The following is a 15,597-nucleotide window of genomic DNA, read 5'->3' as shown; positions in this document are numbered from 1 at the left end:
TTTGTCTGGTGCGGGCTCACTCAATGACGCTGCCCCGTTTCAGATATTTGGCCATGGCTACGGTTCCGACAAAGCCCATAACGGCAATAAGTAGGGCTGCCTCAAGGTACATACGGGTTCCCAGTGTGATGCCCAGCAGGATTATCAGAGCGATGGCATTGATATAGAGCGTATCAAGGGCCAGCACTCTGTCCGGCGCGTCCGGGCCTTTGAACAGGCGGTAAACGTTTAAAAGTACCGCCAGCGTGACCATGGCAATGGTGATGTAGAGAGCGGTAACCATCATTGGAACATCTCCAGCAGAGGCTTCTCGTAACGGGCTCTTATCGTGTCGATGACCTCCTGGTCATCTTCTGCGTCCAGAGCGTGAATCAGCAGCAGCTTGTTATCATCACTGACATCAGCGCTTACGGTTCCTGGCGTCAGCGAGATTGTGCTGGCCAGAATGGTGATGGCCAGAGGGTGCTCCAGTTCCAGGGGATAACAGACGAATGCAGGGCGTGCCGGACGCGGGCTGAGAATGAGTTTTGCCACCTGGAAACTGGCCACAACAATGTCACAGACAACTCGTACAAGGTACGCAGGCATTCGCCAGGCCTTGATGAATGCAGGCGGATCAGGCCAAAAACCCTGTGTCATCTGGGGTATACCCCACGCCAGGATGATGCCGAGGACAACACTGCCGCCGCTGACGCCGTCACTCAGAAACTGCCAGGTAATAAAAAGGGTCAGACTCAGCCAGGGCTGGGGAAAACTGAGGCGATCAAGCATTAGCTATCCTCCCTGACCATCTTGGTTTGCAGGATCTCAGTATAGGCATCTCTATCGTGCAGCTGTTCTGCCGTGGCATCGGTGTAACGGGTAATCGGGCCGGCGAGCACAACTATCACCACTGCCAGTGCGGTAAGTGCTCCGGCTGCAACAGAAATCCGGCCGTTGAGCGGGTCTGGCTTTTCCAGATGGCCTTCCACGGTACGCCAGAAAACAATACTTCCAGCGCGGCTGTACGCGATAACGGTCAGGAAACTGCCGATCAGAAGTACTGACCAGAGCCATGCCATTTCGGTTCCCGACTGCACGGATTGCAGAATAAGTACCTTGCCGAAGAAGCCACTCAGTGGTGGCAGACCGGCTGCGGCAACGGCGCCAATCAGGAACAGCACGCTCAGGAAGGTGCGGTTCTGCATTTTGGGGGCGGTAATGATGCGGTCCCGGGCAGTGCCTCTCTGGTTGGCCACCAGCTCCGAGACAAGAAACAGTCCACCCACCGTCCAGGTCGTGCTTAACAGATAGAACAGGGCAGCAGAGAGGCCGGCTTCGGAACCTAGCGAAATTGGCGCCAGCAATGTGCCCACGGAAATGATGACCTGCCAGGCGACCAACGTCTTCAGACTGCCGGATCCCAGCGCGCCGATAACACCCATGGCGAGGGTAGCCAGGGCAACCGGGAACAGCCAGTCCATACCAAGATTGGCCAGTTCGCCGGCATCGTCGCCGAAGATCAACAGATACACCCGCAAAATGGCGTAGATGCCAACTTTAGTCATCACGGCAAACAGTGCGGCAACCGGTGCAGTGGCTTTTGAGTAAGCCCGGGGAAGCCAGAAGCACAGGGGCAGTATGGCTGCTTTCAGACCGAAGACCACCAGCAGCAGCATGCCGCCTGCCTTGACGATATTCAGGCCCTCGCCGGAAACCTCGGGGATCTTGATCGCCAGGTCTGCCATGTTCAGGGTGCCGGTGACGCTATAGATCATGCCGACACTGATGAGGAAAATCGCAGAGCCAATCAGGTTCAATACAACATAATGCAATCCTGGAACGGTTCTGATCGTCCCCCCGCCATGCATCAACAAGCCGTAGGAGGCAATGAGTAGCACCTCGAAAGCAACGAACAGGTTGAACAGATCGCCGGTCAGGAAAGCGATGTTCAGGCCCATCAGTTGGAACAGGAAGAGAGCGTGGAACTGGCGATTGCCTTCGTCGGCACCGCCGATCGAATAGATGTGGCAGAACAGGCCCAGAACGGCCGTCATGATCAGCATCAGTGCCGCCAGGCGGTCCAGGACCAATACAATCCCGAACGGTGGCTGCCAGTTGCCGAACGCATAGATTCGATAGCTGCCGTCGTCTGCCAGCACCAGAAGCACGATGGCAGAAACCAGCATCAGGACGGTTGTTGCCAGTGCCAGCGTGCGGCGAAGGCTAATGGGCGCATAGCCCATGAAAGCCTGAAGAATGCCGCCTAGCAGCGGAATCAGAATAGGAGCGGTGAGCCAGTGGTTCATTTACCGGTCACCTCCTCTTCTTCCGGAGCAGGCGATTTGTAGGGTTGTTTGCCATCCACATGGTCGTCCTCGTTGTCGGCCAGGTTGCGCAGTGACAGGACGACAACGAACGCGGTCATGGCGAAGCCAATCACGATAGCCGTCAATACCAGTGCCTGTGGCAGCGGATCGGAATAGCTTGCCGCGGTACCGAGGACCGGCTGCTCGCCCGTTGCCAGGCGTCCGCTGGAGAAGAGAAAAAGGTTCACCCCGTAGGACAACATGGTCAGTCCCACCACCACAGGGAAAGTGCGAGCCCGCAGAATCAGATAAACGCCGGATGCCGTCAGGGCACCAATGACCAGCGCGAAAACAAGCTCCATTATGCACCCTCCTTTTTACTCTTAATGGCGGAGTGGGGAGATATCCGGCCGATACTGACCAGCGCAAGCAGGGTAGCGCCGATCACGGTGAGATAGACGCCCAGATCAAATATCAGGGCGGACGCGACCTCAAACTTGCCGACCACCGGCCAGGTTATGTAATCGAACGTGGAAGTCAGGAACGGGTAGCCGAAGGCCAGGCTTCCGGCCCCGGCAACGGTTGCGAACAGCAGACCCAGACCGATGACGTTATGGTAGCGGAAGGAAATTCGATCCTGAGTCCAGTTCATGCCAGCGGCAATGTACTGAAGGATCAGGGCAACCGAGGTAACCAGACCGGCGATGAAACCACCGCCGGGCAGATTATGGCCCCGCAGGAAAATGAACGCGGAAACCATCAGTGCCAGTGGCAGCATGGGCCGGGCAATCAGCCGCAGCATCAGCGGGTGGGAGTCCCGCGTCCATGCGTGGCCTTCGCCGTCGCTGGGCGGCGGCGTCAGGGCGGTGTTCTTGAGCATGGCGTAAATACCCAGGGCCGCAATGGCCAGAACGGTGATCTCGCCCAGGGTATCAAAGCCCCGGAAGTCCACCAGAATCACGTTGACCACATTGGTGCCGCCACCGCCGGTTTTGCTGTTTTCCAGGAAGAAATCAGATATTGAACTGAACGGTTGGGTCAGCATGGCCAGAGTGACCAGTGTCATGCCAATACCAGCGACCGCTGCAATAGCAATGTCCCTGAGACGCCTTTTCAACGGTGTTTCAATTGGCGTCCAGGAAGGCATGTAGAAGATGGCCAGCATAAGCAGAACAATGGTCACCACTTCGACAGACAGCTGGGTCATAGCCAGGTCTGGTGCCGAGAAACGGGCGAAGGCCAGGGCCACAAAAAGTCCCACCACGCTCAACAGAACCAGCGCGTAGAACCTCTGCCGGTGCAGGGCGGCTGTTGTCAGGGCGCACAGGATAAGCAACCCGGCCGCAATAGCTGTCGGCAGATCTACCGGGCCAAGCCCGTTTTCACCGATAAAGAGACCCATGCCAAGAAGCGGCATGGCCGCGACCGCAATGGCACTTACCAGAAGGAACATGGCGTATCGCTGGAGCGAGCCGTTCTCGACTCGCGCTGTGAACTTGTTGGCCAGATCGACAACCCTCAAAACGGCCGCTTCGAAGACAGCTTTTTCATCAATCTCCTTGAACCGGGCGTGGAAGTCGAAGAAGCGCTGACGCTGACTGTACATGAGCAGGCCGCCAAAAAAGGCAACGAAACTCATAAGCAACGGAAGGTTGAAGCCATGGTAGACAGACAGGGTGTATTCCGGAACATCACCGCCAAGCGTGGCGGACGCGGCCATATAAAGCAGCGGTCCGATAGAAACCGCCGGGAAGACGCCCACCATGATACAGGCAAAAACCAGGATCTCCACTGGAAATTTCATGTAGCGCGGTGGCTCATGGGGTGGATAGATAGGCAGATCCACCGGCTTCCCATTGAAGAAAACATCGTGGACAAAACGGGCCGAATAAGCCACTGCGAAAATCCCGGCGAGGGTTGCAACAATAGGCGGCAGCCAGGCTATAAGCCCAGGGAGATTCAGCTCCAGGGATTCGGCAAAGAACATCTCCTTGCTCAGGAATCCGTTCAGCAGTGGAACACCGGCCATGGACGAAGCGGCCACCATGGCCAGGGTCGCGGTGTGAGGCATGTAACGCCAAAGGCCGTTGATGCGGCGCATGTCCCGGGTGCCGGTTTCATGGTCGATGATGCCGGCGGCCATAAACAGGGAGGCCTTGAATATGGCGTGATTGATAACGTGGAAGACGGCTGCCACTGCGGCAAGCTGAGTACCCATGCCAAACAGCAGGGTAATCAGGCCCAGGTGGCTAACCGTTGAATGAGCCAGGAGGCCTTTCAGGTCATGCTTGAACATGGCGACGTAAGCGCCAATGAGCAGGGTGGCCATGCCGGTAAAACTGACCATGTAGAACCACTGCTCGGTGCCTGCCAGCGCCGGATAGAGCCGGGCCATCAGGAAGATGCCGGCTTTAACCATGGTGGCCGAGTGCAGGTAGGCCGATACCGGGGTAGGCGCCTGCATGGCATGGGGTAGCCAGAAATGGAACGGAAACTGGGCCGATTTGGTAAAGGCGCCAAGCAGAACCAGGGTCAGGGCGACCGGGTACATGGCATGGGCCTTTATCTGGTCACCGGCTGCCAGCACAGCATCGAGTTCAAAGCTGCCAACAATGTTGCCGATAATCAGGATGCCGGCCAGCAGCGCGAGACCGCCACCACCGGTCACCGCAAGCGCCATCCGGGCGCCCCGGCGGGCGTCCTGTTTGTGGGTCCAGAAGCTGATCAGCAGGAACGAGGTCAGGCTGGTCAGCTCCCAGAAAATCATCATCAGTAGCAGGTTGCTGGAGAGCACGATGCCCAGCATGGAACCTTTGAAGCAGAGCAGCAGGGCGTAGAATTTGCCGACGTTCTCGTAAGCCTTCAGGTAATAACGGGCGTAAAGAATGATCAGCAGCCCGATAATCAGGATCAGCAGGGCGAACAGCAGAGACAGTCCGTCCAGCCGGAAGCTGAAGGAGAGGCCGAGGGCCGGCAGCCATTCGTAGCTGTGCAGCACCACGCCGCCATCGGCCAGGGTTTCCCAATGAGGGAACAGGGCTGCGAGTGCGATCAGCGCGGGTACAGAAGATGCAACGGCAATCGCCGTTCTGCCGCCCTGGGCGAACAGGGGTGCGGCTATAGCACCCAGAAAAGGCAGTAAAACAACCAGCGGTAGCGACATCGCAACCTCGTTATTGGTTTTCTTTTACGTGAGTATTGAAGGCATGTTTGCCTGAGTCTAGTCTCCGGCCAGCCACCCTGCACATTGAGCGCCGATGCAACTACGGCATAGGGGGTGGGGTGGATCAGCGGAAAGCAGGCGGGTCCGGGAAGTACGGTAGACGACCCCGGTGCCGCGCGATGTCAGCGGTAACAGGTGGGCGGGTAACTCTTGTGCAGCCGAAGGACCTTGCGGTCATGGTTGCTCCGTCAGTCAAACTTGATTGCCGATGATACGTGCCCCGTCTGGAAGGTCAAGTCAACTTGCCATTGATCAAGTGTATACTCGCGATAAATATTTATTGAGAGACTCCAATGACCGAAATCTACCCCAACCTTTTGAAACCCCTCGATCTCGGCTTTACCGAACTGAAGAACCGGGTGTTGATGGGGTCCATGCACACAGGGCTCGAAGATCGGTTCTGGAACATTCACAAGCTTGCCCGTTACTTCGCCGAGCGGGCCGAAGGTGGTGTCGGGCTCATGGTAACGGGCGGTTTCTCGCCCAATCTGGTCGGTCAGTTGGCCCCGCTTGCCTCAACCATGAACAACCGGGCCACAGCCCTGCTGCATCGTCATGTGACCAGCGCGGTGCATGAGGCTGGCGGAAAGATCTGTATGCAGATTCTGCACGCAGGGCGTTATGGCTATCAGCCGTTGATTGTCTCTGCATCCGCAACGAAGGCGCCGATCAGCCCGTTCAAGGCTCGCGCTCTCTCGTCCAAAGGGGTTGAGCGACAGATCAACGATTTCGTCAGTGCCGCGAAACTTGCAAAGTTCGCCGGCTACGACGGTGTTGAAGTGATGGGCTCTGAGGGCTATTTCATCAACCAGTTCTTGTGCGAGCGCACCAATAAGAGAACGGACAAATGGGGCGGTCCCTACGAGAACCGTATGCGCCTCCCGGTGGAGATTGTGCGGCGCATGCGAGAAGCCGTCGGGCCGGAGTTCATCATTATTTACCGGTTGTCGATGCTGGATCTGGTTGAGGGTGGCCAGACCTGGGACCAGATCGTGACCCTGGGCAAGGCCATCGAACAGGCTGGAGCCACTATCATCAATACCGGTATCGGGTGGCACGAAGCGCGTGTTCCCACCATCGTCACCTCTGTGCCCCGTGGCGGCTTCGCCGATGTAACCGCCAAGTTCTATGGCGAAGTGGATATCCCGGTGTGCACCACCAACCGCATCAACACCCCGGAGAAAGGGGAAGAAATCCTCGCCGCGGGCAAGGCCGATATGGTGTCCATGGCCCGGCCCCTGCTGGCAGACAGCGAGTTCGTGCGTAAGGCCGAGCAGGATCGCAGTGATGAAATCAACACCTGCATTGCCTGTAACCAGGCCTGCCTGGACCATGCTTTCCAGGCCAAGCGGGCCTCCTGCCTGGTGAACCCGCGAGCCTGTCACGAAACCGAGCTGGTATTGACGGTGGCGCCCGTTGTGCGCCGGGTTGCCGTGGTAGGCGCCGGTCCAGCTGGGCTGGCCGCGGCGACAACAGCCGCGAAACGCGGCCACAAAGTGACGCTTTTCGAAGCGGATGACCAGATCGGCGGCCAGTTCAACTACGCCAAGCGCATCCCGGGTAAGGAAGAGTTTTACGAAACCCTTCGCTACTTCCAGCGCCAGATCGAACTGCTGGAGATTGATCTTCAGCTCGGTACTCGCGTGAATGCAGAATCATTGAAGGCACAGGGTTTCGACGACGTGGTGATCGCCACCGGCGTGAAACCAAGAACACCGAAAATCGATGGAATAGATCATCCCAAGGTGCTCGGCTACCTCGATGTGCTTCGTCACAACAAACCCGTTGGTAAGACGGTGGCGGTTATTGGTGCCGGCGGTATCGGCTTCGATGTCAGCGAATTCCTCACCCACGACTTCAGCCATCATCCGGAAGGCGAACAGGTCAGCGTTGCCGATTGGCAGGCGGAGTGGGGCGTCAACCCGGACTTTGATGGCCCCGGAGGGCTGGCCGAGCGCCAGCCGACTCCATCTCCCCGCAAGATCTACCTGATGCAGCGAAAAACCGGCAAAGTGGGCGGAGGCCTGGGCAAGACCTCGGGCTGGGTTCACCGCAACAGCCTGAAACATCGCGAAGTGGAAATGCTCAGGGGTTGTCGCTACGAGCGGATTGACGACCAGGGGCTGCATATTTCCGTAACCGACAAAGACGGCAAAGTGACTGAAAACCGGGTGTTGGCTGTGGATAACGTGATTATTTGCGCCGGCCAGGAACCGTTCCGGGAACTTTTCGACCAGTTGTCGGACTCTGGGGTGAACGCACATCTGATCGGCGGCGCAGACGTTGCCGAAGAACTGGACGCAAAACGAGCCATCCGGCAGGGAACGGAAGTCGCAGCCAAACTATGATATTACTTATTGCCTTCGCCGTACTTTCGATTGGCTTTTCCTTTTTGTGCTCCATTCTTGAAGCGGCGCTGCTTTCGGTGACTCCGAGCTACATCGCTTCATTAAAGAAAGAGAAGCCGCAGCTCTTCGCCCGGTTGCGCAAACTGAAGGACGATGTGGATGATCCGCTGTCTGCAATCCTTACACTGAACACCGTTGCTCACACGGTGGGTGCGACCGGTGTCGGGGCCCAGGTAACGGTGGTATTTGGTGAAGCCTGGCTCGGGATCGCCTCCGCCGTGATGACCCTGGCGATCCTGATCTTCTCAGAAATCATTCCCAAAACCATCGGTGCCAAATACTGGCGCAGCATTGCGCCCCATCTGCCGGCCATCCTGGGGTTCATGATCAAGGCGCTATTGCCGTTCATCTGGTTGTCCAAACAGGTCACTCGCCGCATTGCATCGGGTGAGGCAGACACCGATATCCGCGCCGAGATCAGCGCCCTGGCAGAAATAGGCAAGGATCAGCAGGCCCTGGACGAAGACGAACGACGGATGATCCATAACGTCCTGCGATTCCACGAGATCAAGGTCAGTTCAGTAATGACGCCTCGAACGGTGTGCAAATACGTCGACCCGGACATCACTTACGAACAGTTCAGGGAGCAGGTCAGAAAATCACCGTTCTCCCGCTATCCGGTAATCGATGAAGAAGGCGAGGCGCTTGGATACCTTCACAGGGCAGATCTGATCAACCTGGATGCCGATGTCGACCTGTTGGAACACATGCGCAAGACCAAACGCGTGAAAGGCAATACCAACATCGAATTCCTGTTCTCGGACATGCTTAGAGAACGGCAACACCTGGCAGTGGTCTATGACGAACTGGGTACCTGGCTGGGAATAGTGACGCTGGAGGACATATTGGAGACACTTTTGGGCACCGAAATCATGGATGAAACCGATAATGTCTCTAATCTTCGCCGGTATGCGAAGCAGCGCTGGAGCCGTCGTCTGAAGAAGTATGGCTCCGGATAGACGGGGCTGGAATGGTTAACGGGCTGCTTTCAAGGCATTGAAAATAGCCTCGGCTTCCGCTTCAAGTACCTGACACCGAAGGCTGTTTCCTTGTTGCAATGCTTGCTCGATCTGCTTTCGCTTCATATTGTACAGCTTGCTCAGAATGTCTGCCTGGCTTTGTCTGATCGGTGCGTTCATGGCGGACCTCCCCATAGTGACACCTGTCGGTATTCTTTACGTTTCAGGCCGGATGTTGGCCTTCAATGAAAACCGATGCATAACCCGGGCCATTCATGGGTATGCGGACATTACCTGACAAATCGTGATCGGTAGGCGCCCGGGGACAGCCCGGTATGTTTGCGGAACAGGCGAGTGAACGAACTCACGTCCTCATAGCCTACCAATTGCGTGATTTCATCAATTGGCAAACGCGATTTCTCCAAATGCTGACGGGCCACCTCAATCCGCAGAAGCTGCAGGTACCCGGTAGGCGTGTCGCCGGTTGCAGCCTTGAATCGGCGAATCATAGACCGCTCGGTCAGTCCGCCTAATGAGGCCAGGCGCTGGAGGGTTATGGGTTCACTGTAATGGCCATCCAGCCAGTCCTGTAGCTTAAGAATGGCCGCGTCGGAATGGTAACGGCGAGCCTGCAGGGCGCTATAAGGCGCCTGACTGGTCCGCCCCGCATCAATCACAAACGCCTTCGCCAGCTCCCGCGCCACCTGCGCCCCTGCGTAGCGCTCCACCAGGTAAATCCCCAGATCCCACCAGGCCATCCCGCCCCCGGCACAGGCAATGTCGCCGTCCACCGTCACCAGCTTGTCCGGCTGCAGGTTTACTGCCGGGAAACGCTGCCGGAACTGATGGCTGAAGCCCCAATGTGTCGTCGCCTGACGCCCGTCCAGCAGCCCGGCTTCGGCAAGCATGAATGCACCGGTGCAATTGCTCGCCACCCGCACTTGCCCGGCGTCTGAAGACCGAAAAGTGCTGAGCCACTCAATGAGCTCTGAATTTCCCGCCAGAACGACATCAATCGGGCCGCCAATAGTCGGTATCACCACCAGATCACTCTCGTCGCCCGGCAGCAGATCATTCCAGGCCCCGTCTGGCTGAATGGTCAGCCCGTTAATGCAACGGCAGGGGGCTCCATCTTTTGTCAGAAGTCGGGTTGTAAACTGGGGTGCCGGCGTTTCATCGTTAATCCGCGCCCAAGTGACTCCGGCAAGACGGAAAAGATCAATAATGCCAGTGATGGCGCTGGCTAAAGCGCCATCGAAACCAATAACTGAAACTGTTCGCATGCAAACTCCAAAGCAGGCCACCAGCGAGGCATTCCCTCCCGGGACTGTCTGCAGCATGGATGCTGCAGTCAAGCGTACAGGGATGTATTTACAGCGTGTCCCTGGAGGGAATGCCTCGCTGGTGGCCGGTCGCCAAACATGGGTTCAACTAGAAAAAGAACCGCGTGTGGCAATATCGACCATAATTATGTCATAAACGCCGGTTCCCAGAAAAAACCAGTTGTGAGAGGCTGTCGACAACAAACAGGAGACCAAGCATGACCGACACCCTGATCGACCGCCGCGACCTGGCGTTCCAGCTATACGAAGTCCTCGATACAGAAAACCTCACCACCCGCGAGCGCTTCAGCGAACACAACCGCGACACCTTCGATGCCGTCATTGAAACCGCCGACAAGATGGCCCGGGAGAAATTCGCGACCCATAACAGCGCTGCCGACAAAGACGAACCGAAGTTCGTCAACGGCCAGGTCGAGATGCTGCCGCAGGTAAAGGAAGCCTTTGATGCCTATGCGCAGGCAGGCTTTATCGCAGGACGTTACGACTATGAACTGGGTGGCATGCAGTTGCCCGAATCGGTCATGGCCGCCTGCAACGGGTTCTTCACCGCGGCCAACCCGGGCACCGCCGGTTATCCGTTCCTGACCACAGCAGCCGCCAACCTGATCCGGGTTTTTGGCAATGAACAGCAGAAAACCACCTTCCTGCCGAATATGCTCAGCGGCCGATTCAGCGGCACCATGGCCCTGACCGAGCCCCACGCCGGCTCGTCCCTCGCGGATATCCGGACTTCGGCGTCCGCCACCGACGAAGGGCACTACCTGATCAAGGGCGCCAAGATTTATATCTCCGGTGGCGAGCAGCCCATCACTGATAACATCGTTCACATGGTGCTGGCCAAGATCAAAGGTGCGCCGGCAGGCGTGAAAGGCATCTCCCTGTTTATCGTGCCCAAGTACCTGGTGGATGACGAAGGCAACCCCACCGAGCGCAACGGCGTGAGTCTGGCTGGACTGATCCACAAACTGGGTTACCGGGGAACCACGTCTACCGCACTCAGCTTCGGTGACGACGCCCCCTGTCATGGATACCTGGTCGGCGAGCCCCACCAGGGCCTGAAATACATGTTCCAGATGATGAACGAAGCGCGGGTTGGCGTGGGTTTCGGCGCTGCCGTGATCGGTTATCGCGGGTACATGCACAGCCTGGAATACGCCAGGGACCGGCTACAGGGCCGCAAAGCCAGCGAGAAGGACCCGGAAAGCCCGCAGGTACCGATCATTGATCACGCCGATGTCCGGCGCATGCTTCTGGCTCAGAAAGCCTACAGCGAGGGCGGCCTGGCCCTGTGCCTCTATGGCGCCCGACTGATGGATGACCAGCACACCCACCCGGACGACCAGAAACGCCAGGAAGCCGGAAAGCTGCTGGACCTGCTTACCCCGGTCATCAAGGCCTGGCCCTCTGAATACGGCCCCAAGGCTAACGATCTGGCCATTCAGGTATATGGTGGCGCCGGCTACACCCGTGAGTACCCGGCAGAACAGTGCTGGCGCGACAACCGCCTGAACCCGATCCACGAGGGCACCAATGGTATCCAGGCCCTCGACCTGCTGGGCCGGAAGATCTGGCAGGACCAGAGCCACGGTCTGCAGTTGCTCATGCAGGAGATGCAGGTGGATCTGCAGGCAGCCACCACCGATCGCTGCCAGCAGTGGGCGCTGTCCCTGAGTGAAACCCTGCAGCAAGCGGTGAAAGTCACTCAGAGTTTAGGTAAATCCCTGATGGAAGGGGATCCCGACAAGACCCTGGCCAACGCCTCCTGCTACCTGCACCTTTTCGGGCACATCATCGTTGCCTGGATGTGGCTTCGCCAGGCGAATGCTGCAGCCCATGCTCTGGGTTCTGCGAACACCGATGAGGAGCGCAATTTCTACCAGGGCAAACTGCAGGCGGCCCAGTACTTCTTCCACTGGGAATTGCCAACCGTAGCTCAGGATCTGGTTCTGCTGCGCAATCAGGACGATACCTGCCTGAACATGAAATCTGAGTGGTTCTGACTTTGGAGTAGGCACAATCGGCTGGGATCGCTTTCAGGGACACGCTACAAGCACATCCCTGTGCGCTCGGCTGTGGCCATCCATGGCCACAGACGGTCCCTGAAAGCGATCCGAGCCGCTTGCGCCCAGACCTTTGTGCAAACCCGGGACACGAAATTAGATACATAAGGTGAGAGCAATGGCTCTGGTAACCGTCGAAAAGAAAAACCACATCCTGCTGATCGGGCTAAACCGCCCTGAAAAAATGAACGCCATGAACCGCGAGATGTACCACCAGATCGCTGCGGCGTATTACCAGTTGGAAAATGACCCGGAGCTGCGGGTCGGTCTGATGTACGCTGAAGGCGACCAGTTCACCAGCGGCCTGCAGCTGGACGACTGGGCCGGTGTCTTTGCCAATGGCAAAGGTATAGAGCCGGGCGAGGGCGAACTGGATCCGTTTCATATCACTGGTCAGGCCCTGAGCAAACCCGTCGTCTTCGCCGCCCAGGGTATCTGCTTCACCTGCGGCGTTGAGATGATGCTCAACACCGACGTGCGAGTCGCGGCCAAAGGCACTCGTTTCGCGCAACTGGAAGTAAAACGTGGCATCTTCGCCTGTGGCGGCGCCACCATTCGCCTGCAGCGTGAAATCGGCTGGAGCAATGCCCAGCGTTACCTTCTGACTGGCGATGAGTGGACCGCCGATCAGGCGTATCAGTGGGGGTTGATTCAGGAACTGGTGGAACCCGGCGAGCAGTTTAACGTTGCGTTGGAAATCGCTGAGAAAATTGCCAAGGCTGCACCGCTGGGTGTGCAAGGCAGTCTGAAATCCTCGAAGATCGCTGTCAGCGAGGGACAGGAGGCTGCGAAACAGCGTTTGTTCCCGGATCTGCAGCCGGTGATGGCCAGTGAAGATGTCAAAGAGGGAATCCAGTCTTTCCTGGAACGGCGCGAAGCTGTTTTTAAAGGTAAGTGACTTCTAAATTTCCTCGGGAAACACGGCCTCTAGGGGGCTAAGCGAAGCTGGCGAATTCATCAGACCTATGGGCTGCCGACCGGGATCTTCCTTCCGGGAGTGTGAGCAGCAGGGATGCTGCGATCAAGCCCCCATGGATGGGTTCACGGCGTCTCCCGGAAGGAAGATCCCGGTCGGCTGCATGCACCAGACCCCGAGGGCTGGGGCCCCAAAATAGCAGGCAGCCGAATTCAGGCGGCCTCGGAATTTCCGGATTCGCGGCGAGCCTTCGCCTCAGCCGCTACCTCCGCAGCATAATCCGCATACTTGGCCATCAGCTCCTCTTTCCGATCCGGATCCCAGTTGATTTTGCTCAGATCCCCCTCGTAATGATCAATCACCCGCTTATCCATGGTTTCGTACCACCACTGAGGCAGATAGGCCGGCAACAGCATAGAGGCATAACCACCGGGTAACTGTGGTGCCATCTCGAAATGCCGCAAAGCCTGGTAACTGCGCTGCGGATGCGCGTGATGGTCTGAATGCCGCTGGAGCTGATACAGGAACAGATTGGTCACAATATGGTTGCTGTTCCAGCTGTGTTCCGGTTGGGTTCGCTCGTACTTGCCGTGCTTGTCCTTCTGGCGCAGCAGGCCATAGTGTTCAATGTAGTTCACGCTCTCCAGCAGGCTGGCACCGTATACCGCTTGCGCCGCGAGGAACGGAACCGCTCTCGGGCCGCAAACCAGCGTCGTCGCGCCAAAGAAGCCAGCGCTCATGGCCCAGCCCTGAAGCAGCTCGTTGTCCAGGGTCCAGAAACCCTTGCCTTTGCGGGCAAGTCTTGCCTTCTCGATCTTGATGGACGATTTGATACCACCTACCACTGTGCGCGGCAGGAACTTCCAGAAACTCTCCCCCATGCGGCTGCTGGCCGGATCTTCCGGCGTTGCCACCCGTTTGTGATGGCCGAAGTTATGCTCAACAACAAAGTGGGTGTAGCCCGTGGGCGCCAGGGCTGCCATCGCCAGCAACTTGTTCAGCTTGTTGGATTTGTGGCCGAGTTCGTGGGCCGTGTTGATCCCTACGCCGTTAATAGCGCCGACCGTCAGTGTCAGGCCTATCTTGTCGTCCAGTGGTGTGCTTTTGCGGCTGGCAAGCCAGGCACCCATGAAGGTCATGGCGTACTGGGTGGGAATAAACGCCTTCACAATCCGGTCGTAGTACTTGTCCTGCTCCAGTGTCTTCACTGCGGATTCTGGAGGGTTGCTCTGATCCTCCCCGATGGCACGGTCCAGGGCAGGAATAATGCCGTGCACCAGCGCCGGTCCGGTCCAGGCCAGGGCCTTGAGTTTTTTCGGGGCCAGGGCGTAGCCGGTCAGCGCTGCAAGCCCGATTCCCGGCAGCGCGGGGCCGAGCAGCCACATGTAGCGTTTCGGGTCTTTCCAGGTGCCAGTAGCGTCTTTTTCGACAGGTGATGTGATCTGGTGCGATTGCAGATTGTCTGGGGTTTTGGCGTTCATTGTTTTCTCCCGTTCGGTGCGCGTCTTTGCAATTTATGTCGGACAATCTTGCAATGCAACGGTCGTCCAGCGCCTGAAAGAACCTTGGCTCGAAATGACAAATGGCATTTCTTTGGCAGAAAGCGGGTTTCTGGGCCAGACTGATTTAGACAAGAAGAGCTTGATCACAAGGAAGAATCAGCCATGCCTAATCCTTCTTCTGCCACTGCTTCGTACTCTGTTCAGGGGATACTTCGGGAGTACCTGTCTTCTGGCAGGCTGACCGAGGTTGTCTACCGCGACAGCGCCGGCCAGATCTGCCTGGTTCATGATGTTATTCGCGAGCTGTTCAGTCGGGCCGGTCAGGACTTTCTACTACTCGGGCGGGGGATCATGCTCCCGTTTGATCACGTGATCACCATTGATGGCCAAGTACTCTCTGACAGTGCCGGGTAACGAAAGGGTAATCGGGCGGTAATTGTGTTTATCAGAGCTCTCGCCGTACCCTGTGCTCCGTTGTAAATACTTACCAACAGAGGGATATGGTATGAACAAGCTCACACTGGGTGCGCTTTTGATGGTTCTGACACTCGGCCTTGCTGCCTGCAGCTCGGAAGACAACGAAGGGGTGGATGTCGAGCAGGCTGCAGATAACGCCGGAGACATGATGGAGGACGCGGCAGATTCCACTGAGGAAACTGTCGAGGAAGCCACCGGCCAGGATGAAAGTGCAATGGGCGAGTTGCAGGAAGGTGCAGAGGAAGCCGGTGAAGCCATGGGCGATGCTGCCGAAGAAGCTGGCGATTCAATCGAAGAAGGCTATGAAGAAGCCACCCAGCAGTAACTGAGTAGACTGACCGCTCCGACGCAACAGTTTGCACGGAGCGGTCGGTACCCCGGGAGCCTGTAAACCAAATTGTGTAACTGCCCACGACTGAGT

14 protein-coding genes are annotated in these 15,597 nt (G+C 57.5%); 6 read left to right on the top strand and 8 right to left on the bottom strand.

What is annotated here, in order from left to right; translation table 11 throughout:
• Positions 1 to 16 precede the first annotated feature (16 nt).
• Genes A8B84_RS03965 through A8B84_RS03945 form a run of 5 tightly spaced genes read right to left on the bottom strand, consistent with a single transcriptional unit; the run spans position 17 to position 5,451 of the window.
• Entirely contained in the window at positions 17 to 286 is a 270-nt protein-coding gene (locus A8B84_RS03965; protein ID WP_064228268.1) for a K+/H+ antiporter subunit F, read from the bottom strand.
• Complete coding sequence (locus tag A8B84_RS03960; protein ID WP_064228269.1) at positions 283 to 771, bottom strand: Na+/H+ antiporter subunit E; 489 nt, start codon at positions 769 to 771, stop codon at positions 283 to 285. Before A8B84_RS03960 ends, A8B84_RS03965 begins: the two co-directional genes overlap by 4 nt.
• A complete protein-coding gene (locus A8B84_RS03955) occupies positions 771 to 2,288 on the bottom strand; it encodes a monovalent cation/H+ antiporter subunit D (RefSeq protein WP_064228270.1) in 1,518 nt (505 codons plus the stop codon). Before A8B84_RS03955 ends, A8B84_RS03960 begins: the two co-directional genes overlap by 1 nt.
• Positions 2,285 to 2,650: a Na+/H+ antiporter subunit C gene (locus tag A8B84_RS03950; RefSeq protein WP_064228271.1), complete on the bottom strand. Its 366-nt coding sequence runs from the start codon at positions 2,648 to 2,650 to the stop codon at positions 2,285 to 2,287. The genes A8B84_RS03955 and A8B84_RS03950 overlap by 4 nt, the downstream gene beginning before the upstream one ends.
• Positions 2,650 to 5,451 carry a monovalent cation/H+ antiporter subunit A gene (locus A8B84_RS03945; RefSeq protein WP_064228272.1) on the bottom strand — a complete coding sequence of 934 codons (2,802 nt, stop codon included), beginning with the start codon at positions 5,449 to 5,451 and terminating at the stop codon, positions 2,650 to 2,652. Before A8B84_RS03945 ends, A8B84_RS03950 begins: the two co-directional genes overlap by 1 nt.
• Positions 5,452 to 5,804: 353 nt before the next feature.
• Between A8B84_RS03945 and A8B84_RS03940 the strand changes: the two genes are divergently transcribed.
• Complete coding sequence (locus A8B84_RS03940) at positions 5,805 to 7,859, top strand: NADPH-dependent 2,4-dienoyl-CoA reductase (protein WP_064228273.1); 2,055 nt, start codon at positions 5,805 to 5,807, stop codon at positions 7,857 to 7,859.
• Positions 7,856 to 8,878: a CNNM domain-containing protein gene (locus tag A8B84_RS03935; protein ID WP_064228274.1), complete on the top strand. Its 1,023-nt coding sequence runs from the start codon at positions 7,856 to 7,858 to the stop codon at positions 8,876 to 8,878. Before A8B84_RS03940 ends, A8B84_RS03935 begins: the two co-directional genes overlap by 4 nt.
• A 15-nt stretch (positions 8,879 to 8,893) precedes the next feature.
• Here A8B84_RS03935 and A8B84_RS21640 read toward each other — a convergent pair whose 3' ends face one another.
• Together A8B84_RS21640 and A8B84_RS03925 are read right to left on the bottom strand one after the other, a co-directional pair.
• Complete coding sequence (locus A8B84_RS21640; RefSeq protein ID WP_162841244.1) at positions 8,894 to 9,058, bottom strand: hypothetical protein; 165 nt, start codon at positions 9,056 to 9,058, stop codon at positions 8,894 to 8,896.
• 110 nt (positions 9,059 to 9,168) lie between these two features.
• Positions 9,169 to 10,161: a GlxA family transcriptional regulator gene (locus A8B84_RS03925; RefSeq protein WP_064228276.1), complete on the bottom strand. Its 993-nt coding sequence runs from the start codon at positions 10,159 to 10,161 to the stop codon at positions 9,169 to 9,171.
• A 257-nt stretch (positions 10,162 to 10,418) separates the two neighbouring features.
• On the opposite strand from A8B84_RS03925, the gene A8B84_RS03920 reads away from it, so the two are divergent.
• Entirely contained in the window at positions 10,419 to 12,221 is a 1,803-nt protein-coding gene (locus A8B84_RS03920) for an acyl-CoA dehydrogenase (protein ID WP_064228277.1), read from the top strand.
• A gap of 178 nt (positions 12,222 to 12,399) precedes the next feature.
• Entirely contained in the window at positions 12,400 to 13,179 is a 780-nt protein-coding gene (locus A8B84_RS03915) for a crotonase/enoyl-CoA hydratase family protein (RefSeq protein WP_064228278.1), read from the top strand.
• A 230-nt stretch (positions 13,180 to 13,409) separates the two neighbouring features.
• On the opposite strand, the gene A8B84_RS03910 is transcribed toward A8B84_RS03915, so the two are convergent.
• Positions 13,410 to 14,678 (bottom strand): alkane 1-monooxygenase, encoded by a 1,269-nt coding sequence (locus A8B84_RS03910; protein WP_064228279.1) that lies wholly within the window; start codon positions 14,676 to 14,678, stop codon positions 13,410 to 13,412.
• A 183-nt stretch (positions 14,679 to 14,861) separates the two neighbouring features.
• Here A8B84_RS03910 and A8B84_RS03905 point away from each other — a divergent pair, with 183 nt between their 5' ends.
• Together A8B84_RS03905 and A8B84_RS03900 are read left to right on the top strand one after the other, a co-directional pair.
• On the top strand, positions 14,862 to 15,113 hold the full coding sequence (locus A8B84_RS03905) for a hypothetical protein (RefSeq protein WP_064228280.1): 252 nt from the start codon (positions 14,862 to 14,864) through the stop codon (positions 15,111 to 15,113).
• Between the two features lie 91 nt (positions 15,114 to 15,204).
• Positions 15,205 to 15,501 (top strand): hypothetical protein, encoded by a 297-nt coding sequence (locus A8B84_RS03900; RefSeq protein WP_064228281.1) that lies wholly within the window; start codon positions 15,205 to 15,207, stop codon positions 15,499 to 15,501.
• The last annotated feature ends 96 nt before the right edge of the window (positions 15,502 to 15,597 follow it).

Origin of the sequence: Marinobacter sp. EhC06, from assembly GCF_001650915.1 — a bacterium.
GTDB lineage: Bacteria > Pseudomonadota > Gammaproteobacteria > Pseudomonadales > Oleiphilaceae > Marinobacter.
Note: the sequence above shows the minus strand (reverse complement) of the source record. Positions and strands in the feature narration are given on the sequence as shown.